The organism is Pararhizobium sp. O133 (genome assembly GCF_051669845.1).
In the GTDB taxonomy this organism is placed as follows: domain Bacteria; phylum Pseudomonadota; class Alphaproteobacteria; order Rhizobiales; family Rhizobiaceae; genus Pararhizobium.
The window spans coordinates 20,933-46,476 of sequence record NZ_CP196429.1 but is presented as its reverse complement, the minus strand read 5'-3'; the positions used below and the strand labels follow the sequence as shown (position 1 = coordinate 46,476).

The 25,544-nt window shown below is 52.0% G+C and carries 17 protein-coding genes; 5 read left to right on the top strand and 12 right to left on the bottom strand.

Going from position 1 to position 25,544, the window contains the following annotated elements; genetic code table 11:
- Window positions 1-177 precede the first annotated feature (177 nt).
- Together ACST81_RS26445 and ACST81_RS26440 are read left to right on the top strand one after the other, a co-directional pair.
- On the top strand, window positions 178-1,518 hold the full coding sequence (locus ACST81_RS26445) for a hypothetical protein (protein WP_438754740.1): 1,341 nt from the start codon (window positions 178-180) through the stop codon (window positions 1,516-1,518).
- 356 nt (window positions 1,519-1,874) lie between these two features.
- Entirely contained in the window at window positions 1,875-4,163 is a 2,289-nt protein-coding gene (locus ACST81_RS26440) for an FAD-dependent oxidoreductase (protein ID WP_161991480.1), read from the top strand.
- 1,531 nt (window positions 4,164-5,694) lie between these two features.
- On the opposite strand, the gene ACST81_RS26435 is transcribed toward ACST81_RS26440, so the two are convergent.
- Window positions 5,695-6,483, bottom strand: a complete 789-nt coding sequence (locus ACST81_RS26435; RefSeq protein ID WP_236771578.1) for a RolB family protein — start codon at window positions 6,481-6,483, stop codon at window positions 5,695-5,697.
- Between the two features lie 1,314 nt (window positions 6,484-7,797).
- Here ACST81_RS26435 and ACST81_RS26430 point away from each other — a divergent pair.
- The 3 genes from ACST81_RS26430 to ACST81_RS26420 all read left to right on the top strand — a co-directional run bounded on the left by ACST81_RS26430 (window position 7,798) and on the right by ACST81_RS26420 (window position 11,407).
- Entirely contained in the window at window positions 7,798-8,202 is a 405-nt protein-coding gene (locus ACST81_RS26430; protein ID WP_161596388.1) for a RolB family protein, read from the top strand.
- Window positions 8,203-8,897: 695 nt separating this feature from the next.
- Complete coding sequence (locus ACST81_RS26425) at window positions 8,898-9,494, top strand: RolB family protein (RefSeq protein ID WP_077768172.1); 597 nt, start codon at window positions 8,898-8,900, stop codon at window positions 9,492-9,494.
- Window positions 9,495-10,846: 1,352 nt separating this feature from the next.
- Window positions 10,847-11,407 carry a RolB family protein gene (locus tag ACST81_RS26420; RefSeq protein ID WP_161596389.1) on the top strand — a complete coding sequence of 187 codons (561 nt, stop codon included), beginning with the start codon at window positions 10,847-10,849 and terminating at the stop codon, window positions 11,405-11,407.
- 309 nt (window positions 11,408-11,716) lie between these two features.
- On the opposite strand, the gene ACST81_RS26415 is transcribed toward ACST81_RS26420, so the two are convergent.
- From ACST81_RS26415 to hutC, 11 genes are all read right to left on the bottom strand, one after another.
- A complete protein-coding gene (locus tag ACST81_RS26415) occupies window positions 11,717-12,679 on the bottom strand; it encodes a hypothetical protein (protein WP_032489816.1) in 963 nt (320 codons plus the stop codon).
- Between the two features lie 491 nt (window positions 12,680-13,170).
- Entirely contained in the window at window positions 13,171-13,500 is a 330-nt protein-coding gene (locus ACST81_RS26410; RefSeq protein WP_077768168.1) for a hypothetical protein, read from the bottom strand.
- A 64-nt stretch (window positions 13,501-13,564) separates the two neighbouring features.
- Window positions 13,565-15,439: a LysR family transcriptional regulator gene (locus ACST81_RS26405; protein WP_077768167.1), complete on the bottom strand. Its 1,875-nt coding sequence runs from the start codon at window positions 15,437-15,439 to the stop codon at window positions 13,565-13,567.
- 52 nt (window positions 15,440-15,491) lie between these two features.
- Complete coding sequence (locus ACST81_RS26400; RefSeq protein ID WP_077768166.1) at window positions 15,492-16,817, bottom strand: MmgE/PrpD family protein; 1,326 nt, start codon at window positions 16,815-16,817, stop codon at window positions 15,492-15,494.
- Between the two features lie 92 nt (window positions 16,818-16,909).
- Window positions 16,910-17,695 carry an amino acid ABC transporter ATP-binding protein gene (locus tag ACST81_RS26395; protein ID WP_077768165.1) on the bottom strand — a complete coding sequence of 262 codons (786 nt, stop codon included), beginning with the start codon at window positions 17,693-17,695 and terminating at the stop codon, window positions 16,910-16,912.
- A gap of 1 nt (window position 17,696) precedes the next feature.
- Window positions 17,697-18,464 (bottom strand): amino acid ABC transporter permease, encoded by a 768-nt coding sequence (locus tag ACST81_RS26390; RefSeq protein ID WP_012475919.1) that lies wholly within the window; start codon window positions 18,462-18,464, stop codon window positions 17,697-17,699.
- 87 nt (window positions 18,465-18,551) lie between these two features.
- Entirely contained in the window at window positions 18,552-19,274 is a 723-nt protein-coding gene (locus ACST81_RS26385) for an amino acid ABC transporter permease (protein ID WP_012475920.1), read from the bottom strand.
- Between the two features lie 141 nt (window positions 19,275-19,415).
- Window positions 19,416-20,315: an ABC transporter substrate-binding protein gene (locus tag ACST81_RS26380; protein WP_012475921.1), complete on the bottom strand. Its 900-nt coding sequence runs from the start codon at window positions 20,313-20,315 to the stop codon at window positions 19,416-19,418.
- Between the two features lie 157 nt (window positions 20,316-20,472).
- Window positions 20,473-22,434: a hydantoinase B/oxoprolinase family protein gene (locus ACST81_RS26375; RefSeq protein ID WP_077768164.1), complete on the bottom strand. Its 1,962-nt coding sequence runs from the start codon at window positions 22,432-22,434 to the stop codon at window positions 20,473-20,475.
- 2 nt (window positions 22,435-22,436) lie between these two features.
- On the bottom strand, window positions 22,437-24,488 hold the full coding sequence (locus ACST81_RS26370) for a hydantoinase/oxoprolinase family protein (RefSeq protein WP_012475923.1): 2,052 nt from the start codon (window positions 24,486-24,488) through the stop codon (window positions 22,437-22,439).
- A gap of 260 nt (window positions 24,489-24,748) precedes the next feature.
- Window positions 24,749-25,498, bottom strand: a complete 750-nt coding sequence (gene hutC, locus ACST81_RS26365; RefSeq protein WP_161596396.1) for a histidine utilization repressor — start codon at window positions 25,496-25,498, stop codon at window positions 24,749-24,751.
- Between the last annotated feature and the right edge of the window lie 46 nt (window positions 25,499-25,544).

Here is a 25,544-nt window from a genome sequence, read left to right as displayed (position 1 = left end):
TAGTTGGCCAGCCATTATCAATGTGGGGCCAGGCTGACAATGTTTGCGTGCAAGGCCGGATTATGTCGATGTAGACCTGCAGACCCGTTGACTTCCTATAAACACCGCCAATCATCCACCTCTCCCTTTCCAAGGTCTTGCCTTTTTTGCCTTGCTACCATGCCAGCCAGCGACGCGATGTGCGCTGCCGCGGTCGCCTTCCCGGAGGGTAACTGGAAGAGAGAACTCGCTGCGCTGCAGATTTTGCATGATCCTGTAGATGTGATTACGGCCGCTGTCGCCAGAGGTCTTAGCGGCATATGTAATGTCGTTGCTGCAATGGATGCCGAAAAAGTGACAGGCCTCGGCGACGTCATTCGGCGGATGCCTGCTCTAAATCACCGAATTGCCGTCGCCGCCGGTGAAACTCCAGTGCGAGACCTCGGAATAGGGTACCAGTGCGCAATCTGCCACCCCGACATAGCAAGTGCTATGTTAGCCACTTCCGACGGGATCAGCCATGCTGTCCGTGAAAAGATCGAGAAAGAAGTTGCTCAGGATATTGGAGAAGGTGCCATCGTATACATCTTCATTCAGCCGAGGATGAGTTCCAGCAACTCTCCGGTTTCTGTCCATTTCACCCTCCAGTTTGCGAGTTCTGGAGCTCTCGTCGAAGCCAGAATGATAGAGAGTTACAATTTTATGAAAGGCGATGGCACAGTGACTGCAGAGAAATTGAAAAGTCATTGGAAGCAGCACGGTATTCGCAGACCAAGTCCACGTCCGCCCAGGTCCAAATTTGAACTTCTTTTCGCTCCGGTCCCCGACAACAGTAAACTTGCCGCCGCCGATTTCACCCATCTCGGCTTGGTCGAGCGGGATAGAGAATTGCTTGGCAGTACGGTCTTCGGAATTGCCGCCAATAAACCTGGGACGGTAGTTTATCAGTGTGACAAGGTTCTGTGTCTGGAAGTGGATGTCGAGTCACACCGCGCGTTGGAGGTGCTTCACCGCCTTGGGGAGCAGGTATATAGGGCTGGTTGGGGCACGAGTTTCGGTCTTCACACAGGCCCTTCATCTTGTCTTAATCTTTCCGCTGCTGCACTCGCCACCTTTTTCAAACGGACTGATCTTTGTTCCGTCCCGCTGAGTGATGTTTTTTGTCTCTTCTGCGACCATGCCAGCCGTTGCTACGCCGCCAAAGAAGACGGACTTCCACTCACCGCCTTCTCCCTCGAAAATGAAAGTCAGTTTGAACTCGTCGACCCCCAGGTTGTCAGAAAATACGTTCTCGGTCTTTTCGACGCCCCGACAATGGTTGAGCCCCGCGATATCAGCAGAGCGAGCTTCTGCAGCCAATATATAACTTTCCGGGAACCACATCCCTGTAAGGAGTTCAATGAAATTGGTGTTCTGATCCTCGATGCTGCTGCTAAAATGCTCGAAAGTTATGCCGAATTCCTGGAAGACGATGGAAGCGATGATAATGAAATTGCGAGCGTTAAAGATGTATTTGGCTTAATTGATAGGACATTATGAGCACGATACAAAACAGAAGCAGTAACGGAAGTTTCCAATGTGTTTGATATTTGTGTTGCCATTGTATGTTGAATTCCTTTTGTCAATCTTATTGCATGTTCGAAATTGCATAAATTTGGGCCGTAATTTTCCGACTTTTTTGAATTTTCGTTCATCTCTTTAATTGTTGATGTTGTCTAGGGAGACAGCTTTATTGAATTTCAATGACATGTCGCCATTTACGTGTACATCAGAATAAAAAGATAATTCCGGCAAATAGTTTCAATTTATATATATTACATCCAGATTTACATTAACAAAGCATGCCTTCTATAAACAAAAGGAAATTCTATATTCTCTCAATACTCCATATCTACATGATGGATCTTCCCTATAACCGCCCCCGTTTCCCCCCGTTTGCTATCACCGGTCTACCTAGTGCGGCCAAACTGAAACGAGCAATTTCTCGGGCCTTTGTCTGCTATGACCAGTTTTGCGATGAACTCCTACAATATCAGCAAAGGTGGACGGATTGGGTGTTCGACCACGGATTTGCAGAAGCCATAGAAGACATGGCTCTGGTGTTCCAGATTGAACCTTGCCTTCATGGTCCCCGAACAGGCACACTGGAAGTGCTGAGATCTTGTCGCACGAAGGTCTTCATTTATACGTCGTACCGCAGGTTGCGCCACTTTGTTGAGAACCAGTGCATTGCTCAACCTGGCGACGCCGTCCTTGCTTGCATGATCCCGCCCTACGTGAGTGACCTCTCACTGCAGGAAATGTCTCGAGCCCACAATAGTTTTTGTCCAGGCAGTCACACGAGCATTGCAGACGTGCAGTGCTTTATTGCCATCCAACTCAGCAGCCTATTTGTTGAGGAGGGTACATGTGATGTGCATGGGCGAAATGGATTAAAAACAACCTGCCGCTTCTTTCGTCGTCCCGCTGAGTGCTTCAGCCGTTACGACATAGTTGCAATAGGGTCTGTGCTCTTTCACAACGCATTGCATCAGCCAGCGAACTACAATGAGGATCTTTCTTGCTTCGATCTGCGGTACGACTATCAGGTTTTCCTCCATGAGCGCGATGCCAATGATGGTGTGGGGCATTATCCGGAAGGCACACCACTACCTAGTGTCGCCATCGTAGGTGGTGGGCTCTCTGGCCTTGTTGCTGCTGCAGAACTACTTGACGCTGGCGTCAGGGAAATAGCCCTTTTTACCCCAGTAGATGAGGTTCGGAGTTTGGGTGTATCGCCGATGTCAAACGGCGACGCTCGCCAGGTCTTGACGTCATTCGGTGTCATGCCCATCTCCGGCAACCAAGTTTGTCTGTCATACTATCTGGATAAGTTTAGAATTCCGTCCAGCCTTCGTTTTCCTTGTGCCGGCAACGATCACACAGCACTCTACTTCCGGAAAAAACGTTACGAATGGCCGGCTGGACAAGCTCCACCAGGTGAATTCCAGCGGATATCTGCAGGGTGGGAGAAACTACTATACCACGGGTGTGAACGGAACGGCAGGAGGCTGATCGCTCCGATGGATATCTTTTCCATGCTGAGAGGTCGGCGTTATGAAGAAGCCTCGGAAGCAAGGCGGGCTTGGCTCAGGGAGTTTGATAATTTCACTTTCCATGCCGCTCTGGTCGAGATCTTCAGCTGCGGTGTCGAGAGTCCTGGTGGGGCGGCATGGCAAACAACTGATTTTGCTGCTTTCGGGATGATGAGATTGGGCGGCGGCCGAGTTTCTTCCTGTTACACCCTACTGTTTTCGACAGTCCTGGACTGGATAATCAATGGGTACGAGGAGGACCAGTATATCTCTGTTGGAGGGGTTCATCTTTTGCAGGCTCTGATGCGCATTGAGATATTCAAGAGAAAAGTAGGATTCCATTTTGACCCCCTGCGTGGACTAGCCAAGGAGGGCGGGAAAGTGAAGGTATGCATGAAAGATGGCCGTTCGCGCGTTTTTGACCAGGTCATCATTGGCGGGCGAGGTGGGCCCGATGCAACTAATATCACTCCGGTTAGCCATGTGACCTGTGTCGGCTATGATATCGAAGCCCCCGCTGGAAACTCGTCTGCTACTGTTAACGCAGCACTTTTCATGATCACAAAGCAAAAATTCTGGCTTGATGACGATATCCCAGCTTTGATCTGGACGGATGGGCTCGTCCGTGAGCTCTGTTGTATTGACATCGAATCGCCATCGGGAGAGGGGCTTGTTATTTTTCATTATGAAATGAACGACTATCTATCCCGCCCGTTCCAGTCCGATGAGAAGAAGAGAAGGTGCTTGGATTTAGTCAGAGAACTTGCTGCTGTCTTTCCTGAATTGGCTTGTCATTTGGTTCCAGTCAACGAAGATTACGAAGAATATGTCTTCGACGGCCACTTGAAGGATGGTTTCAGGGCCTCTTTATGGAGGGAAAATTCTCTTAAAAAATGTCAGTACAGCCAAGATCCGCATATGTATGATTCTCCGTTAATGGAGCATGGGGCAGTTTGCCAGATTGACAGTAAGGACTGCGTAAACGGAGCTTTGTTCGAAGAGCAGGTTAAGACGGGCATCATAACGGCCTGCACCGTCATTCGCAGCACCGGCGGGACACTATCTTCACTCCATCCCCTGGATTGGAATAAAATATATTTTCCTGCTTAAGTATATTAATGTATTAGTGCGTATTAATCCCGTAAGCCTGTAAGCTGCAGTAGCGGCGCTCAACTTAGCTTTCCATGAATAATAATGTTTTTCCTTTATTTTTGATTGAATCCTGCTTAAAAAATATTCTTTGAGTGGGCTTAAAATGACATTAATCAGATTCCAAAAATTTCCATCTGTGACCATTAGCGCCTTGATCGATGACATTAAAGTCTTCACATCTCCAGAGAAATGCCTTCGTGATTGCTTGTCTCCACGTGCTTTCGCATCTTGACAGCTAATAGCGGGCCCCTTGACACACTAGCCGGCCACGCAATTCGAGATATTCCCACTAACCCCAATGAGGTCACTGCATTCGTCATTGGCAGCCGCCCCACTTGCATTCGCCACTGTGCCGTTTGGGGTCCACTAGCCGCTAATTAGGACTGCATATATTTTGGACGAGCTAAGGGGTCACTATCACCTTCGGTTTGAATTTCCTTTTCACAAGACTTTAATGTTGCCAATTGAGCAGGCTGAAAGAAAATCCGCAATCAACGGAGAAAGGTTAACAGCCAAACAAAAAAAGAATGCTTCATCATTGCATAGGGTCTACAACGACCATTACTTTCGGCGGTGGGCCTTCTACTATTTTTTTCTTAGTCTTCGGCCAGCCATTTGTTAACTTCCTATATAAATCGCTTCACCAGAAGAATGAATTATTTAGATCATGCTGTAATGCTTCAATGCTGTAAGTTCTAAATGTTTGTTTCGTTTTGCAAGAAATCTATTTTGCTAACAGCACTTCTTTTATTCTCAGGATGGAACTAGCCGGAATAAACGTTGTCGGAATGGCCCAGACCTTTGGAGAGGCCTCGCTCGTTGTCTCCGACCTATTTCGGCGGGCTAAGGTCAAGAAGAAGAAGGCCAAACGTGTGTCGCCGGGCGATTTCCTCCCTGACCAAATTGCAGAGCTTGATGATCTGAGCGTCACTCCTCTGGCTATAACTTCTCCTGGGCCTCCCGTGATGGTCAATGATCACGGAATTGCCACGAGGGGACGCTTTGTCGCTGGACCGGAATATTCAGACCTACGGGGTTAATACGCAGTTCTAAACAAACCTACGGGATTAATACGCACGTGGCTCTATAATTTCGATTCATCTCGCCGCCGGAGATGATGTCGGCTATTTTCTCGTTGGTACAATAAGTTGCGAGCCACCGTGCGATTGTTTTTAATTTTCTATATAGTACTTTAACGTCTCTCTATGGCGATTTGTAATGTTTGGAATATTATTGTCTGTTAAGGCGCCTTTGTAACAATATCAATGTAAAAGCATTATCAGTATTGTGTGAGATCTCTATAAATATCGAAATGATTTGCCTATTTTCTGAAAATTGGCGGCAGAAATAATGCTGTAATAATTTATTTCAACACAAGTAAAATACATCGTGGCGTACGCTACACAACTCCTAACAGGAGCATAGGGGCTACGCCGGAAAACATAGAAATCCTACCAAACTTATAGTTAAAGGTGGCCTGCAGGGGACCTCAAGTCGCCGAGGTTTCTTTCTTCAGATTTACTATAGCAGGCTTCATATCACCCTCTTCACGTTTCTGGTTGGGTCCCGAGAGCCGCAGGGTGAGGTCTGGCTCCGGTGACGGTACCGCCGGTCGTGGCATCACGCCAGCATTTTTGGTGAACTGTGTGATGCCGCAAGCAATGACGTCATAGGAGCGGTTTCCAGTGCCTTGCCGCACGAAGAAGGTGCAGGCTACCTCCCTGCCGTACACATTTGTCACTTTTAACTCCAGCAGGTGAATGAACAAGGTACTTGCAAAAATGGCGATAAAACCTTCCAGATCAGGTTCTTCCACGCGGCGGTGCGGCCAAGCAATGTTGTGAGCACGGACCATCTCCTGGAGGGCGAGGTCGCTACGATAGGGTTGCATCGTGGTCGCCAGCACGGCCTCTAATCCAAACGTGATGGATTTTTCCTCCAGTACTTTCTGCATCTTCTCGCGAGATAGATAGACAAATACATGTCGGTCGTTTTCTCTGGCCAAATCCGGTTGATCGACAAGCATGGGGGGATGATAACATACTTTGTTTTTTAGAAGATGGGCCAGTTGTTTAAGTATGACCACCGGCGGACGGTTTTCCTCCAAATCAAGCACGCCTTGGGCCCACCTTTTCTGGAAATCCATGAGAGTTTTGCTATAGACTTGGCTATAGATTAAAAATGCAAATTGGATCTCATTGAACAAGTTAAGCTGGTTCCAGGCTTTTGTGAGATCTCGTGGTTGAAAGCGTTGAAGGAATAGTAATCGAGGAGGCATTGTGATGTGAGGTTGGGGATAACTGTGGAATAACGGCAAGTTCAGTGCCATTTAAAGTACGCCGCCGGCAAGTGGCATCAATCAGCCACAGTTTCCGGTCGGGAAAGCCAGAGGCAATCTGGCAATAATCACCATCGCATCAAAATCGATGCTCGGACATGGCGGCCTTAAAACCTGGATCAAGCGAAAAATAATGCCTGCTTGATTGGTCACGAGGTCATAGTAGTGGGCTAGCATTTTTGTCTTTTTTGTTTGGCTTTAGTGAAAGTGTATCTAAAAGATACCTGAAATGGGGAGGGGTGGGGTAGAGCTTAAAGTTTGCCGAATATTGGGTTTCGTGAAAGCTGCACGGGCAACTTGTTGATGGTTGCACTCTCGATGCTATTTATAATTAAGATGTAATTATTGCCGCTACGTGTAGTTATTGCCGATAATATCATAAATTCTATTGATGTATGTGGTATATTTTGAAATTGCATATGTCTGCTCATACAAATAATTTATTTCAATTACGCAATTACTCTTATGCCAATAAAATGTGGATTATATAGCAAGTGTAATCTTAAATACAATTTGGACCTATACGACTTAATATTGCCACGCCAGGCAACCAGTCCATTCGGATCTTGCTATAAGTGCCATACTGATACAAGTTTTAGATTTGAAGCCCATCAATCGTTTTAGAGCCCAAAAATCAAAATGGGCCGAAATAGCATTTATCTAAAAGAAGGAATCGTGGCTAGTTAAGTGCTTTGAATGAGATCCCATGGAAAAGCGACACCTGTGTGGTGCAGACAGGCCTAACGTGGTGCACAGGTTGAAAAAGTAGTGCCTTTTCGCAGCATAAATAAAGGTAGGCGCGTGCGACCATAATTAAAGGAAAAAGAAAGATGCTATTGACGATGTGACACCATTATTGGACAGCAGAACCTATTCCCACTCGTGCTTTTGCAAAGATGCAAAACCCTTAAAGGCCATTTTAAGTACAGACACGTGCCGGTCTATAATTATTTTACAAATGTGAGACGTGGAACATCGATAGTCGTATAATTTATGAATATTGGGTTTTGCAGCTATACCTAACTGATATTCAACTCATATAAGCAAAAGCATCTATAAAGGGAATGGTGCTTCCAGTTCTGGGTGCACGCCACTATTGTTTCCTACTTTGCTAACATGGCGGAATTTGACCTATGTGCTCTCTTTTCCAGTCTTAAGGTAGGCGACGTATCGTCCAGCGATGAGCTAAAGAAACACATCCAGAGCGCCTCAAAGGAGCGGACCCCCCTGACGGAGCCGGGTGAGGGCCAGTCGATGGATGTTGACGAAGAGGGCGGTCGCCAAGACCCTGGGATACTGTACCTCTACGTCGATTGCCCGACGATGATGCGATGCTTTTATGGAGGGTCTTTGCCCTACAATTCCACGCACGGCGCGCTCATCACCAATCTTCCACCATACCAGAAAGATGTAAGTCTCGGTGAGGTGTGCAGGGGGCTTAGGCAGGCATCAGGATTCTTTGGATACGAGGATGTTATCCGGAGCGCCTACTTCGCCGCACTTTCTGTCCCCGGGTACTTCGTCAAGCTGGATGGGCAGATGGAACTAACTTCAACAAAGGGAAAGTCTCTGACCTTCGACCTTTATGCCAGCAACCAGCTCAGGCTCGAACCTGGTGCGTTGGTGAGGCATGGCGAATGCAAATTTGGAATGGAGTGATGGCAGTAGCTGTTCTGACGGTGCCCAGAGGCTGGAGGTGGTACCTGTTTCACGCTAGAAATATAAATGTAATAAACTCATGGATCTGGTTGATGTAACCTGCGCCATGGATGCACTTGTTCTTTTTTGGTTCCGATGGATGGGTTGTTTGCTTGAAATGAAACCTGCCTGTTCGAAATTTGGTTATCACTTTTTCCATTTATGTTTTTAATTATTTGTGTATTAAAGAAAATAGTTCACATAGCCGCAATATATGACCGAAGCTGGCCCGCAATGCCGCAATAGATGATTAATTTGTCAAACTTAGCTATCAATATCTCGATAGAAGTGCCCACATGTTTAAACTAGGCAAACTCGTTCTCCTTGAAAACTGATAATAAAGACAAGAAAATTAGCCCACTCTAAAAAGTCACATAGCAAATTCAACATAAAGAAACCAGAAGTCAGAGGAAAGACTTTTAATCCTTGATTATTTGAACGAAATAGCCGCAATACGCCAAAGTGTCGCCTTCATGATTGTTCAATAATTTCTGTAGCAAATGGAAAACGTTTTACAAACAATGTGGCCTTGGAGTAATAATCGGAAGAAAAGTTCATAAGTCAGATAATTTGCGTTGCTGACACTAGTGACCAAGCACCTTTAAATACCTCTGCTTCCCATGCATTTTTCCAAGTTAACCTAAAGTGGCAGTTGAATGGCTCGTTATTTCGGTGGTAGCTCTCAACGGCTTCATGTCGATGATTTTCGTTTGATCAAGGAGCCCACTCGACTGAAGGCTCAGCTTGTTAATGTGGTGGAAACCTACAAGGCTGCACAAACAGAGACGTTAAAGTACTATATACCATCTGCAACTGAGCGTGTGGCTCATATGGAGGCAGTCCATGTCAACAATGCAGAAATGGGGCTGCATCCGGCCGGGTTCAAGTATCCTCTGTCCTTCGTCTTTACCTCCCTGGCCGTGGCTAAAGCCTGCAAGGAGAACAAGCATCTCGTGTGCGAGGAGCATTTGGAGGGAGATCTGATATCGTGCGTCGTTCCTCCCTATCAGACAAATGTCTCACTCGCTGCTTTAAGGGAGATCCACAATTCCATTTCGGGAGGAGGGTACCGGAATCCAACAGACATGGATTATTTTGTGGCGATCTTGCCAGATGAAAATTTCGACTATCAGAGCTGTGAAATTGTCACCAAAAATGGCGGCGAAGGCCTTTGCAAGATTTATAGCAGACAACTGGAGGGGCCCTTAGCTTATGAGGCCATACTGGCAATTGGCAAGGTCCTGTTGGAATAGGCAGTGCACCGCTGATCCAACGGGAGTTTCGATTATATTTCGTATTATCTTACATGACTTAAGATCATGCATGTTTCGCTTGTTCTCCCGTGTGTCGGTTACGTTATTGTGTTAAAATAACGGGATGATGATATCAAGTGCTATTGTAAAATATGTTATATTTTGAATATCTATAATATAAGCGCTGTGTGCGCTCGATGGGTAGTTAAATGATCATGATATATATTTTTGGGTAATCAATCGCATTGCAGTGCCGTGTGCTTATTGAAGTAATATAGTGTTAAAATTATTTATTTAATATCTGATAACATATCAAAGGGTACAACGTGATAACAAAGACGGTGGATACAGCGTTTATTGGGATATCCGCTGGCCAGTTATACGTAAATAATACAGACAGAGTTTGAGAGAGCACGCAGATTGTAGCCAAGTTGAGTGACTTGCCGGTAGCACCGAAGCTAAGCTCAGGTGTTCCAAATTGACTGGCGTCGAGGTGACGAGCACGACGACCTTGCCGGACAATGCGGTCGCAGGGGGCTCAAGGCGGGTGGCTTGTAACGGACCTTGTGCTTCTTGTTGTAGCTTTCGTTGAGCATAACCATTGGGAAGGTTGCTGAACAACGGTAGCGCACCTTTTTCAAGCGAGGGTGGCAGAAGAACATATTTGCCCGTCGGCAGACGGCGGTGAGCATGACAGCTGCTAAGGGAGTTACTGGAATCGCGTGAGCGGTGAGCATGCCGTCCTGACTATCGGCGCCCAATCAACAGGACATCCTCAACATGTTTTCCAATTCCTTGAAACCTATCTTTATAGCATTGATCTCCAACCGATCTCGATTGAGGCCAAATTTAATATTCAAAAGAGAGTTTAGTGGAAATGGAATATAATCCCGTGGCGGAAGAAGAGCCTTCAAAAATGGCAGTCCACTAGGACAGTCAATAATATCCAAAAAGCATTGAAATTGGGTTGGGCACGAGAGGCTGACGCGGATGCCACTCGATTGCTAATGGAGTGGTTCCTTTTCTAGCATATCGAATCCATCGCTTCACTATATCCTTACCTGATTGGCTGAGCTGCGAGACCACCAATAACTTCCACTAATATCGAAAGTGTGGCTGCTTTGATTATGATGCTTTGTGAGAGGTTCTCTCCCCAATAAAGTCAAGTTGACAGATTCGGATACGCCCGGTTGAGATTTTATTTCATTTTTTATCTATTTCGCATCTCGAAAAGTTCACAGAAATCAACAAGGAGGAGGCCAGGTGTTTAAATAGGTTCCAGCTGCTCTAAAGTGATCAGAAGAGAATTTACAGCTGGAGGCACAAAGCACTAATCCTGCTAAAGCATGAGCATGGCAGATGAGTTGGAGCGTCAATTGGAAGGCATTTCTCTCGTTACAGTCCTGGGTCCGGATGTGAGGGCCGAGCTTGAGGCGGCGCTACGGGACTACCGCGATGATCTCGACTTCTGGAAAAGCAACGGTTACGCGGTGGCGGATCTCGATCAATCTGTGACGGTCGACAAGCTTCTTTTTATGTATATGGATGAACCAATAGCAGACTTGTGTGTAAAGAATCGCATCCTCGTTTGCAACAGCAATTCAGTCGCGAAAATTACTTCGCTTCCACCATACCTGCCTGGGGTTACAAGGGCCGAGGCGTTTGAGAAACTTAACTCCATTGTTTGTGGAGGTCCTGCATCTGGATCTCTTCAATCTGCTTGTTGCGACTATTTCGTGGCGTTCCTCCCCAGCAATTGTTTTGAGAAGACCGGTGAGATATCGGTGCGCACAGTGGACGGCGAGTGTGGCCCCTTCGATGTCTTTACCCGGCAGCGTCAGCCAGAGGATCAGAGCGATATGTTTTTTAAGTATGAAGAGATTGTATGTGCTGGAAAGAGTCTATTTTTTTGAAACTAGTGTGTTTTATCTGTGTAACATGTTATGGAGTCTGATCGTATGATGTAATAGCTAAATTTGGTATTAATAATGATTGATCGTTATATAAGAATTGTTATTAACATAATTAAGTTTAGAGTAAAGCAAGAGGGAAATAAATTAAAACACTTTATTCAGTTACAAACAATTATGAAAATACAAACATAATACAAACATAATACAAACGTCGCAGGAGAAAGATGACACCGTAGGATATTTATGAGCCAAGGATAGACTTGCCAGAAGGCGAGATCGTCCTCATAGCTTAGTCGCCTTGGGCGGGCCCTAACTGGTGGGCTCCATCTTGAGAAAAAACAGCTCCTTAGTCAGGAAGGTGGCTTCCAGAACAGCGCGACCAACCTTATAGATATCGTCGGCATACTCCGGCAGGATCTCACCGAGAACCGGTGTCGCAATATCTTCGGTGACTTCACCATACTGGACGATGACCTTGTTGCCGGTGCCCTGGGAATAGCGGATACGGCCGACCGGAGCATCGCACTGCCGTTCCTTGACGTTAACCTTTGCGGTGCTCACGACAGGCGCCCACGCGTACATGGATTCACCGCTGACAACGGCATGGTCCTGAACAACCGTGAAGGGCAGAGCTTGAATAAGGTCGTTGCAGAGTTCGGGGTTTTCCTTCGTCGCGAGATAGGCAATGACGCTGATGCCCAGCGGCTCCCAGGTAAGCCGTACCTTTTGACCGTCGCGGATCTGAACACGCCGAGAGGGATCGGCCAGGGCCGCGATGGAACCTTCCGGGGTCTCGTAAGTGAGATGTTTTCCGATGCTCCAAGGGAAGTAATGGAATGACCAGGCGGCCAAACGGTTGAGGTAACCCAGGAACGCCTTGACGGCCTCAACCGCCTCGTCGCGGCTACCAGCCGTCGGAAGATATTTGGTGATCGCTTCGGCAAAAGCGCCCATTTCCTGCAAGCCGCTGTAGCGCAGATAGTTGCTGTATGCGTAGTCAAAGCGGTGCACGAGTGCGCAGCACTGCTCGAGGGTAAATCGCTCATCCTGGAACGTCAGCAGCAACGGATACCACGTGTACATCGACTGGTCGCGCAGCATGCCGTTCACGAAGTCGAGGTTCGTGAAGTATTGGTTGTTTGTCCCGACCGCGAAGGTGCCGGTCCGGATATCATGAAGCTCCTTCGGCTCGATATGGAGGATTGCCTTTGTTGAAAGCGTGATCTCTGCAACGAGCTGTCGGAGGTCGGGAGCGACTTGCCTGCAGGCCATGTGTTATGAACAAGAAGGTGGAAGCAAATAGATGATGTTAGGAAAGGGTGGGATTGCAGGGTGGGCAGGCACGATACTTATAGTGGAAAAAGGTATGGAGCAATTTCGCCGAAATCTGGGTGGGCCTTCTAAATATTGGGCGGGCCGCCCACGTAACTATAATTGCAGGGGCCCACCAGGTTAATTGCGTGGCCGCGTTGATTGGGTGATATTATTACCTAACATGAGATTGTTATTTGACAGGATATATCCCCTTGTCTAGTTCGTCAGTTCGTCAGTTCGTCAGTTCGTCAGTTCGTCAGTTCGTCAGTTCGTCAGTTCGTCAGTTCGTCAGTTCGTCAGTTCGTCAGTTCGTCAGTTCGTCAGTTCATTAACATTGCTCCGCGCTTGCCTGATTTGAGAGGTTGTCTCTGCACGGGTCTGCAGCGACATATGGCTACGAGGACCTACCTTGCCGATGAGCCGTATCCATCCGGCGTAGGCCGCGGGGTTTATGATCTCGGCTCGTCTGCCATGATGCGTTCGATCCTTTCGGGATCACATTGCTCATCGACGCGGAATTGCCGGACACCGCCCTCGCAGGTGCGGATACCGGCGAGGAATTCCTTTAAGCTCTCGATGCCCCGGTCGGTGAAGGTCGTGACGCCCTCTTGGCTGCCGTCATGGGCATGGATCATCTCGCCGTAATCGATATTGTCTGAGTTGCTGGCGATTTCCTGGAGGAGTTCGAGGTTCTCGCCGATCAGCGAAGCAACATAATCGATCGTGTAGACATGCGTCGGGCGCGCTGACCTTGCCCCGTTGTGAGCCGCTAAGCGCATTGTCCTCACCACCAGCTCATGTGCTGTAACGCGCGAAGCTGTCGCAGGCTGTACCCTCTATAAGTTAAGGTACAACTCTGCCGTTGGATGAATTAGCCTCCTGAAACGCTTCCTTTACGTGGCTGATCAAAGCACGTTCAGTCTCGTTAAGCGGCGTGGAGGTGGAGAATATTGCCCATAGTCGCCGCGGCGGGACTAAATGGTCGAGAGAGAACGTGTCCACGATCCCTGCCTCGATCTCCTTGATCATCACCGACGCTGGCAAGATCGTGCCAAGAGGTGAACGACGCAAAACCGAGACGATCAGAGGTACCGAACCCAACCGCATTACCGGCTCGAGCTGCACAGTAGACTTCGCAAGTGCCGTCAGAAGAGTTTGATGCATTGTGAGCTGTGAAGGTGCCAGAAGGAGCGGGATGCTCCTCAGCTCGTCTGCCGAAACTCTCTCGGCCTGAGGCGCAAAATTCAGCTTCCTATTGACGATCAGGACGACGTCTTCGCTGCGGCCAATTAGTAGAGAGCCTACTTGCGGATCGATCCTACCAACGACAGCAATATTGAAACGGCCGGTTAGAACGCCATGATGCAGTACATGTCGAGGGCCCTCCACAACCTCGATTTGGCAGTTCGGAAATTCATTGTGAAATGCGCTAAGCGCCACGGCCATGCATTCGGACGTCAAGGAATCTGCGCTCCAACTCACCGGTAACGCAATCCGAATTGATTGTTCAAAGGCCGCAGCTATGTGGCTTCGTTCGCCCAGAGTGTCGTTGAAAGCCCTCTCAACGCCGACAAACAGCGAATGCAGCCTTTCAGCATCATCGGTCGGTTCAGAACCGGTCTTCTTCCGGTCGATAAGCCTTGTCCCGAGCGCATATTCGATCTGTTCAAGCTGGGCCGGTATCATCGGAGCAGTCCGTCCGGCGACGCGGGCAGCGCTCGCCATGCTGCCGGTCTGCACCACACGATTCACGGTAGAAATCTGCTTCAGGCTAACCTTGGGATGGAAATTCGTGGCTTCGGACCAGCCCGAAGGGGCCTCGACGCCTTTGCGGACATCATTTAGCAGATTTAACAGAAGTTCATGGTCGTTAGAGAGCTCTGCGGTCACGCAGCACGACGGACTGCGAATTACCGGAACCGCAGTGATGCCCTGGATGCGAAGACGCTGGGGTACAGTCAGTTGGGGCAGAAGTAGATCCGACTTGCGGATGTCGTCGATGAGCCCTCGGAGATCCTGCAGACTTCGATCGGTGGTGGAAATCCGTGATGTCGCGATACCGCTGGAGCGGTCGAATTTCGTGTCGCTTTGCAGTGTACCCGGCAGATCGGGAATTTCGGTTTTTGGAGCAATGTCACCACGCTCGGGTCGCTCCCCAACCGTATGGGTCAGCCTCGTCCAATGGTCTGGAGCAACGACAACAGAAGGTCCGGATACCCCAGTACCGATGGTATGTTGGATCTTGAGCTGCCCGAGTGGCACCGCGTCTGACAGAAGATGGCTGGGACCGTTCTGCATTCCGAAGGCGCCAGTACCCGTGAAGATCAAGTCTACATAAGGGTGGTCGGGTTTGGAATGGAAGCGGCGGATCGCCGTGATTACAGCGTAGGAAATTGCTGTCCAGGTATAGTCAACGTCTAATTTGAGGATGACGGGCGCCGAAGGCGCCGCGCTGCCGCCAAGTTTGGCATGACTCAAATATTCCTCGGCAAGGAGGAGACGAACACTGCGATTGTACAGCCAGACCGCCGAGCGTAGCGGAAAGGAGTTACGCCCTTTGCGACCAAAAAGCGTCACTCCAATCTGGGCTTCGAGCGTGCTGAGCTTGGCACTCAATGCCGATGGTGTGAGACCAAGCTTCGCGGCCGCATGCGCCATCGTTGGACTGTCGCAACTGACAACGAAAGCTGCCAGATGCGGAAAGTCGATCTTGGGCATACTAACCTCGGATGAATGTGCGCATCAGAACCTTGCGCGAGCTCTGGAGACCCTATGCTGAAAAGATATCGGACAACCGGGTTGCCTTGTCCAGATCACGGATCGCCCAAACATGCTTTCCGAAATCGGCCACCCTCGACTGCCTTGCGCGGGAAATGCCTCCCGCCAGTTTCCTGGTGATTTCCTCCCATCCGGCTGGATCGTCGGGCGCCCCTCGCGGCACACGCCGCCGCTCGGCCAGTCGCTTTCCGTCCAGGAAGACCACTTCGATGTCGGGGTTGTCCGAATCCTCACTCCGCGCGAACATCGCCACCTTGACCAATAGCTCGGAAACGTCCTCATGTGCGATGGCGTTCGTTTCAAAATCGTTCAGCGTTAACTCGCCTTGGAGCAGGGCGGTCGCCACCGTATAGTTCATGCTGAACTTCGCCTCGATTCCCGTTCTCGGCTTCGGAAAGCGCAGATAGCGGATGCACTCGTCGCGGACGAAACAGTTGATCCGTTCGATCGCTTTGATGTCGAAACCAGACAGCGCTCGGATCGTCAATGCGCCATCAATTGCAAGATGGGTGCAGCTGCAGCAAGGATAAAGCTTTACTGCAAGGCCGGGGGTAACAAGTTCCCAAGGGTTGCCGAGAGCTGGCAACGTTGCTGCTGATCCGCCTGTGAATGCATCCAGGAAACCGGATGGTGCCTCAAGGATGCCAGATCCGGCCGTGAAGTCGCTTTCTGCCAGCTTTGCAGCAAGGAAGCCAGCTTGAGCGGCCCGGCCGCAATGCAAACTCTTCGTCATCGTTCCGGTGTTGCCAAGGATGCCCCCGGCAAAGGAGCACGCGATCGCGAGTGCGTGCTCCGTTTGGCGCGCGTCGAGGCCACGCAAGTTGGCCGCAGCGCCGGCAGCTGCGAGAGTCCCGAGCGTCGACATCGTATGCCACCCTTGGCGCGTATGTGCGCTGCCCACTGCGATGCCAAGCTTGCAGGCGATCTCGATCCCGACTGCATAGGACCGCAGGAATGCCCGGCCGCTCGCTTGCGTTTCGAAGGCCGTCGGCAGCAGCGCACTGACGATCGGGGCACTCGGATGGCCATTCATCGAGAACTCGCTCGTATCATCAAAGTCGTCTGCATGCGCGCAGGTGCCGGTCAGAAGAGCCGCCAGTGCAGGATCGCTCCAGCAACCTAGACCAGGGACGGGAATGCCCTCCCGATCGTTCCCTGGTGCGCATACTGCAACGAGAATTTCTACAGGCCGAGACGCCGTGCCAGCATATATGCAAGCGAGTGTGTCGGCCACATGGATCTTTGCGCGCTCGGACACAGACTGAGGCACTTCCCGCACATGGGCGATGAAGTCGGAAAGCTCGGCTGTTATGGACATGACAATGTTCGGACTTGTGCGCCTTGGAAATGAAGAAAACAGGCCATGTCTTGGGCACCTAGCGGAGACGCCGGCCGTAATTCGCCAACTGTTTAGGAGATTCGCTCCAGGAATTCGGCCGTGCGAGCGTTTTGGGGGCGACCAAAAATCTGCTCTGGTGGCCCCTGTTCAATGATGGAGCCCTTATCCATCACAACGACTCGGTCGGCCACCTCTCGTGCGAAACCCATTTCGTGAGTGACGACGATCATGGTCATGCCCTTGCCGGCGAGTTCTTTCATGACAGAGAGAACTTCGCCGACCATTTCCGGATCAAGTGCGCTGGTCGGCTCGTCAAAAAGAACAATCTCGGGCTTCATCGCGAGAACGCGAGCAATTGCTACACGCTGCTGCTGGCCACCCGAGAGTTGCGCGGGATACTGATCTCGCTTATCGGCCAATCCGACGCGCTCCAGCAGGGCAATTCCTTCCTGGATCGCCTCTTGCCTCGGGCGCTTTAGAACATGAACGGGAGCCTCGATGATGTTCTGCAGAGCGGTCAGATGCGGAAATAGATTGAAGCGCTGGAAAACCATGCCAACATTCCTGCGGATTGCGGCCTTTTCCTTCTCGCTGAGTGGGACCTTTTTACCGCCTGCGAGCTTGTTGCTCACAAGTGCGCCATTCAGGTAGATCTCACCGCTCTGGATTTGCTCCAGATGATTGATACAACGGATAAGCGTCGTTTTGCCGGAGCCGGACGGACCGATGACGACAACGGTCTCCTTAGGTTGGACCGTCATTGAAACATTCTTGAACACGCTCAGGGTACCGAACGACTTGCTTACGCCGCGGAGTTCCACGGCAGGTGCCACGCTGGCTTTGGATTGATCGGCCATTTCAGGTTTCCATCTGTAACAGGTTGGGGGCGTTCGACTCGGGCTCGCGCGCAGCAGTGCGAGGACTCCAGGACAGCCGGTTCTCGATCCATTGTTGAAGGACGGTCCACACCCCGGTCAGCACGAGATAGTAGACGGAGATCGCCGCATAAACTTCGAAGGTCTTGAAGTTTTGCGATCGCAGGCTGTCGGCGACGTGTACGAGTTCTGGAACGGCGATGACGCTCAGGAACGCAGTGGTCTTGAACATCATGTTGCATTGGTTTCCGAGCGAGGGGAGGATGATGCGAAGCGCCTGGGGGAGGATGATCCGGCGCATCGCCAACGACGGCAACATGCCCAATGCCTGTGCGGCCTCGCTTTGTCCTTTCTCGACCGATCGGATGCCGGCCCGCGTGATCTCGCTCATATATGCTGCTTCGTGCAAGCTGAATGCGAATATGCCAGCGACAATCGCTCCGCTGATGGAAAACGCCGGCGTCGTGATTGTCGACGGGAAGATGTCAACACCGATCAGGTAGGGCAGCCCAAAATAGATTAGAAACAACTGCACGAGGATAGGAGTTCCTCGGAAGAACCAGACGTAAAGCCAGTTGAAACCTCTAAGCGCGCCATACAGGCTCAGTCCGAATAGTGCCAGGAACAGTCCCGCAATGATCCCGACCGCCATTGATGTGAGAGTGACGGAGACGGTGAGCCAGACAGCATATATAAGCTGCGGTGGTGGCGAGAAAACCAGCTCGAGGAAATAGTGCAGGTCAAAGTTCATGATTGAGCTCCCGGAGCAACTTCGCCGCCTTCATGAGACCGAGTGGCGTTCGAGCGACTACGCTCGCCGAATTGGGTGCGGACCAGGTCATATCGAAACGAAGCCCTTTGAATAACGCTTCTCCAATGCTTCTTGGAGAAAGCTCCAAGCGGTTGTGAGCGCGAGGTAGTAGATCGATACGCCGAGATAGACCTCGAAGGTTTTGTAGGTCACTGAATTCACTGCGTCGGTGATAAACAGCATCTCTGGAACCGCGATCAGGTACAGCAACGATGTCGCCTTGAACATGCCGTTCATCTGATTGCCAAGTGGAGGCAACATGATGCGAATTGCCTGTGGCAGAATGATCCGCTGCATGAGAAGCCCCGGCGTCATGCCGACGGCCCTGCCGGCATCCCACTGGCCATGGTCGACCGAAGCGATAGCGCCGCGAGAAATTTCGCTGAAGTATGCCGCCTCATGGAGCGCGAAGGCGGTCACCCCCGCGACAATCGCCCCGCTGATCGAAATGAAGCCGAACAGATGCACGTCCTGCGGAAAAAGATCGACATTCGTCAGATAGGGGAGGCCGAAATAGATCAGAATGACCTGCACAAGGAGCGGTGTGCCGCGAAACACGAAGATGTAGGCGCTGTTGAACCAGCGGAGCACGCGCCATCGTGATAGTCCGAACAGGGACAAGACAAGCCCCAACACCACACCGATGACCATGGACGCGAACGCGACCAGAACCGTCGTGAGCAGACCGCGCAGAAGGGCGGGCCGGGGATTGAAGACAAAATCCAGGAAAAAGGCGATATCGAACTGCATGTCGATAATGTCCCCGTTTCTTATTGTGTTCGAGTTCCGTTGCCGAGGACCTTACCTCTTGCGCGGAGGGCTGCCGCCGAAGCGGCAGGCCAGGAGTGTACACCTACTCGAACCTATCGAGCGTTGGGCATCTGCGGAAAATCATGGGCACTGCTTGTCGTTGCGGCAAAGCTCGACATGGCCGTCCATGCCCCAGGTCTTGGCGGCCTGCTCGACATAGCCGCTTTCGTAGAGAGAGACATAAGCCTTGCGTACGGCTTCTTGCAGCGCAGGGTCGTCCTTGCGAAGCACAATACCGATGGTGAGGGGGTCGATCGGTAGACCGCCGATCTCATATTTATCGCCGGTGAGCTTCTTGAAGTAGGAGAGTGTCATCGCGTCGCTCACGAAAGCGTCCACACGTTTCAGATCGAGCTGCCGGAACGTGACCGTATTCTGCGGATAGGACTGGATCTCGATCGGTGGCTTGCCTTCGGCGCTGACCTTGGTGTTGGCTTCCTTCAGTAGGCGTTCGTTGGTGCTCGAGACCAGAACCGCGACGCGGTGTCCTGAAAGATCCTCGTAAGTCTTGATATTGAGGGGGTTTCCTTTCGGGACAAGGAGGCCCATCCGCTCGCGCACGTACTCCACGAAATTGTATTTTGCGACGCGAGCTAGACTTTTCGAATTGTTCGACATGACTGCATCGCATTTACCCGTGTCCAAAGCAGCGAAGATACTGGCGAACGGATAGTGGACGACTTCGGTTTTGATACCCATCGCCGGGCCAATCGCCGACATTACGTCAACATTGAAGCCTTTCGGCGTGACGCCGTCTTCATCCAGGAAGCCGCCGGGGGGATTGCCGAGTTCGGTGCACATGACAATCTTGCCGGCCTTCGCCAGTTTTTCGGTTGGCTCGACGCTCTTCGTGATTCCCGAAGCCGCCTGGCTGTTTTCATATGCTTTGCCTTCGGATGGCTCCGCCGCCTTTGCTGCCGGTGCGATACAGACTCCGGCAAGAAGTAGATTCACGATCAATGCGTAAGAACGAATTCTCATTGTATTCCCCTTTCTTCTTCACGATGTTAGATCGTTTTCACTACGCGGGACGCATCTCCTGTGATCGAGAATTACGTCCAGGTGTTTTGGTTTCGGCAATGGGCGATGGTCGCTGGCTATTCTCCGCTGTTGTTGTCATGGACGCACCGCTAAGCTGTCATTGCTGCAAAAGCCGGTTTTCCTCCGCGAGTGCATTCGGGATTAAATCGAGCGTCGCTCTTTTGCTTTCCTTGATGAAGCGCGAAACCGTATTGCGTACGAGGGTTGCTCTGACCGAAGCGTCATAATCAAAAGAACGGACGGCCAGGGCAGCCCGGACGTCGATGGGCCAGATGGCGTCGAACGCCTGTCGCGTTTCACAATGCGAGAATCGGTTGTTGCCCTTGATCATGGCCGACCTGGCTGCCTCAGTGGCCTTCATATCGATCGTGAAGTCATCGCGAATTACCACCCCGTAGGCCGCGCGAGCTTTTTCAGCTGAGACGACGCCCCGCTTTACGTCCGCGAGCACAAGCTCGGGATCTCTCTCTGACGCTGGCCCAAACCCGCCCCCCGCCGGAGTGATCAGGCGGACGACGTCACCCCGCTTGAAGTGGAGAACGTCAATCTTGCCGATCTCACGTTCATCCTTCGTGTCGGGGTTGACGATGACGCGCGCGAGGGATCCGGCTTCGCCGCCCATGATACCCCATGGAGTGAATTTGAGCCGATCCATGCCGCGCACCGTCATGACGGCCTCAACGTCGGTGTTCTCCAGATCCAGGACCACCGAGGCGCCGCTGCGCCAACGACCCGGTGCCTGGCTGTCGATGACAAGGCCGTATCGTTGAACGCGCATGATAGTTTCGACTTCGATAGTCTCCGCCGGCACGGTCAAAAGTGAGCCCGACCGGTTGTCGACGCCATCGATACCGTCGTGTCCTATTTTACCGCCACCGCCGCCGCAAATTGGATTGATCACGCTCACACGCTTGCCGCCATGAAGACGGTCGCGTCCGGTGACCACGATGATCCCCGACATACCCGGGCCAGCTGCGGCCAGTCCTCCGGGGATTGCGGCGTTCAAGCAACCAAGCACAACGTCGTAGACGCGGGTCGACGCGGTGACGCGTGATCCGCCGGCGGCTGGGAAGTTCGCATTGATGATCGTTCCGCGGGGAGCGATGATCTTGACCGGCCGCAGAAGGCCACGGTTCCGGGGAGCGTCTGGCGCCTTTGTCAGGATATAGTAGATTAGCGATTGCAGGGTATAGGGATGTGTGGTCGAGCCAGTGACATAGTTGAAGGCTGCGAGGACCTGAGGATCCGTTCCGGTAAAATCAAACAGTAAATCGCTGCCGGTGACCGTCATCTTCGCATGGATATTGATGAATTCACCGGCCTTCATACCCTCAATGTAGTCGGCGAACTCGTAAATTCCGTCGGGAATTTCGGCGATAACCTCCCGGGCCCTCGCTTCTGATAGGGCGAGCGTTGCATCCATCCCGTCGATGACTTCCTGCGTCGAATACCGATCACAGAGTTGGCCGAGACGCACATCCATGCTCTTCATAGCAGAGAACATTGCTTGGATATCGCCCCACAGCTCCGATGAGATGCGGCTGTTATCGAGCAAAATGTTTCTGACGGCCTCGTTGAGAACTCCCTCGCGATACAGAAGCACGGGGCGGAGCCTCAGCCCCTCCTGAAATGTTTCCGTAAGTGTCGGCGCTATGCTTCCGGGAACCGCGCCGCCGATGTCTGAGGCATGCACGAAGGCCCATGCCAGCGCTATGAGCCGGCCGTCGCGGAAGATCGGATGCACCAGCGACACATCCATCATATGGGTGACCATGCCGTCGCTTGAGAATGGATCATTGGTTATGATGCAGTCTCCAGGCTTCAGGGAGGAAATTGGGATATCACCGAGACCGCCCTTGACCGACAGTCCGATGAAGGCGCTGACACCGGTATTTACGGGGTAGGCGAATGCTTCACCCTCAGCATTTGCCAATGCGCACTGGAAATCCTGAACGAGCTTCACGAAGGTTGTGTGAGCCGTACGCTGAAGGGTCGAGGATGCTTCTTCGACGATCGCGTTGAACCGGTTCGCCATGATTGCAGTTTGTACGGGATCCATTTTTACTGCCTCCGCGTCAGTGCGAGTGCGCCGGTTGCGAGGGCGCTCGCGTGAAATGCTGCTGGTACGAGGACGGTAGAATCGTCCTCCTCGATGACGCACGGCCCCTTGACCGTGCTGCCGACAGTCAGGTCCTTGCGCCGATAGGTGCTGGCGGAAGGATGGAGCTTTCCGGCAATGCGGATGTCGCGCTGCCCAACGGGCGCAATTTCAGCACGAGGCCCAAGTGGAGCGTGCTCGTCTGGAGGCATAGGCAGACTGCCCCGGACACGCACGCGCAGTTCAACGAACTCCACTGGCGCAGCCGTGTCGCAATGGCTGTAAAGCCGCAGATGCTCATCATGGAAACGATTGGCAATAGACGTAAGATCGGGAAATCTGCCATGACTGACAGGCACTGCGACCGCGACTTGGAATGACTGTCCCCTATATCTCAGCTCGGCCCAGAACTCGTGTTCCACCGAAACCAGTCGGGATCCGTCGATCTGGTTCGATAACCAGACCAGGGTCTCATCCTTGAGCTTTTCGAATTCCGCCGCCACGAGTTCGTCGGTGACGGTCGAACCCTGGATCACCGCAATGACATCGTGTGTAAGTGAAGTCACGACCCCGCCCCGAGCGCAGAAGACCGAGGGAGCGGGCGGCACGATGATCGAATTGATGCCGACCTCATCGGCCAGAAGCGGACCATGTAGCGCACCATTGCCGCCGAATAGCACGAGGGTGACGTTTTGCGGGTCGAGGCCATGGGCGGCAAGATAGGGCAGAATGCGGCTTACCATATTGGAGGTAGTCACCGACAAGCACGCGTCAGCCGCTTCGGCAGTCGAGACGCCGAGCTGCTGCGCCACGGAGGAGTAAGCAGAAGCGGCGCGATCGACATCGAGGCGCATCGCGCCCCCGAGGAAATTCTCGGCGTTCAGATAACCGCACAGGAGGTAGGCATCCGTAACCGTCGGCATGTCGCCGCCGCGGGCAAATGCAGCCGGTCCAGGAAAAGCGCCGGCACTCTCCGGACCGACTCGCAATGCAGGACCATTCAACCGCACCAGAGAACCGCCGCCGGCGCCGATCGCTTCAATTTCGGTAACGGGCAGGGTGATCGGGAAATCGCCGACCGCGCCTTGTGCCGTTACCGTTGGTTGGCCCTGGCGGACCAAAGAGACGTCCGTACTTGTGCCGCCCATGTCGAAGGTCAGCATATATTCATGCTTATTGGTGCTGGCGATGGTTTGGGCGGCGGTGATGCCGGAAGCAGGACCGGACAATAGGGTATGCACCGGAAAGTTCATGGCGTCGGCGAGGCCAAGCGCGCCGCCGTTTGACCGTGTCACGTAGAGGCGCGCCGAAGTCAGGCGCGAGTTCACATACTGCTCAATGTCGTGGAGATAGGACTTTACACGCGGCTTGACGTAGACGTTCAGGGTTGCGTTGACCGCACGCTCGTATTCGCCCATGCGAGGCCAGATGTCGCTCGATATGCAGACATCGATTTCAGGTGCCGCCGCCGTGATGATGTCGCGGACCTTTCGCTCATGTGTAGGATCGCGGAAGCTGTGCAGGAGGACTACTGCTATGGAGGACACACCTTCGGCGCGAACCGCGGCTACGGCCTTCCTGACTGCGCCTTCGTCTACCACGGTCAACACCTCGGCATCCGCGCTCAATCGTTCGGGAACCTCGAAGACCAGGTTTCTGGGCACCAGCGGCAGGGCGCGCGATGAAAAGAGATCGATCGGGTTCTTCAGACGCAGTCGCTGCAGCTCAAGGATGTCCCTGAAGCCTTCCGTTACGAATAGCGCTACCGGTTCAGCCGAGCGTTCGATCACAGTGTTCGTGCTGACCGTCGTTCCGTGCATGACGATGACTTCGTCGCCATCCTCAACCTCAAGCGCCTCCAGTAGCGGCTCGAAACCGTTTTGGAAACCCTGTGCGAAATTCGGTGGAGTAGAGGGCACCTTCAGGCGCTTGATCCCTTTTCCGGAATCCGCTCGCCATCCTACGAAGTCGGTGAAGGTGCCACCAATATCCACGCCAATCCTAACCAGTGCCATCGAATATTTCCCATTTCCTCACTTGTCTGAAGGCAAAACGATACCTGCATGGCCCGTGGGGCCACGTCGGCAAGTCATCTGCATTCAGCGTTTGATGAGCTATCTTGAGACAGAGCATCAGAGTTGCGTAGTGCAGTTTTATTAAATTGGGTGCATAGTTTTTTTGAAGTGGATGCCGCCTCGGATTCTTGGCGGCACTTCTTGTCACAAAAAACAGCGCCACAGGGCGCTGCTTGTTCCTTATCGTTCGAAGTCGCCGCTTATGGACCGACGGGAAGCGTATTCGGTTTGAAGCGGACGACGAACCGGTGACGGTCGCCAGGGTAGATCAGGCGCACGAATGTGATTAAGTCGCCCTCCAGCCAAGTCCGGCGCGCAATCGAAATGCAGGCCGTGCGCTCGACCACCTGTAGCCTCCTCGCCAGGATCGTATCAGCCGACACGGCGCGGATTGAATGCTCGCCTTCAGTAAAAGGGATGTTCTGAAGCAGCCAGCTTCCAGGCGGTTCGTCTTTGAACTGTTGGCGTTCGGCCTGTGGAACGGCGTCAAGATTGATCTGCCGCGTTTCCATTGTGAACGGAAGATTGTCGGCATAGTGCATAACTTCGAGGGTTAGGAGCCGTGTGCCAACCGGGACTCCTACATGCCGCGCATCGAGCGCGTCGGTGGCCTTTCGGATGCTGCGATCGGTAATCTCGAACGTATAGGTCCTGTCGATTGCCAGCACTTCTGCGCGGATATCCTGAATATGCATCAGCGGCTCTTCAATACGCGGCGGCGCGACGAAGGAGCCGGAGCGGCGCTTTCTCGAAATCATGCCCGAGGCTGCAAGGCTCGACAGGGCCTTGTTCACCGTCATGCGGGAACAATTGTAAATATCAACCAACTCGCGCTCAGGCGGGATGCGGAAGCCGGAGCCCCACTCGCCAGTGGCTATCTTGTTTTCGATGTCACGCTGAATCTCCAGATAACGCGACGACGCCTGTTTGTCTGTCGCGACTTCATCCATTGCTGGTCGATTCATTGTTAAGGAAGCGAGCATCAGTCACCAGTCG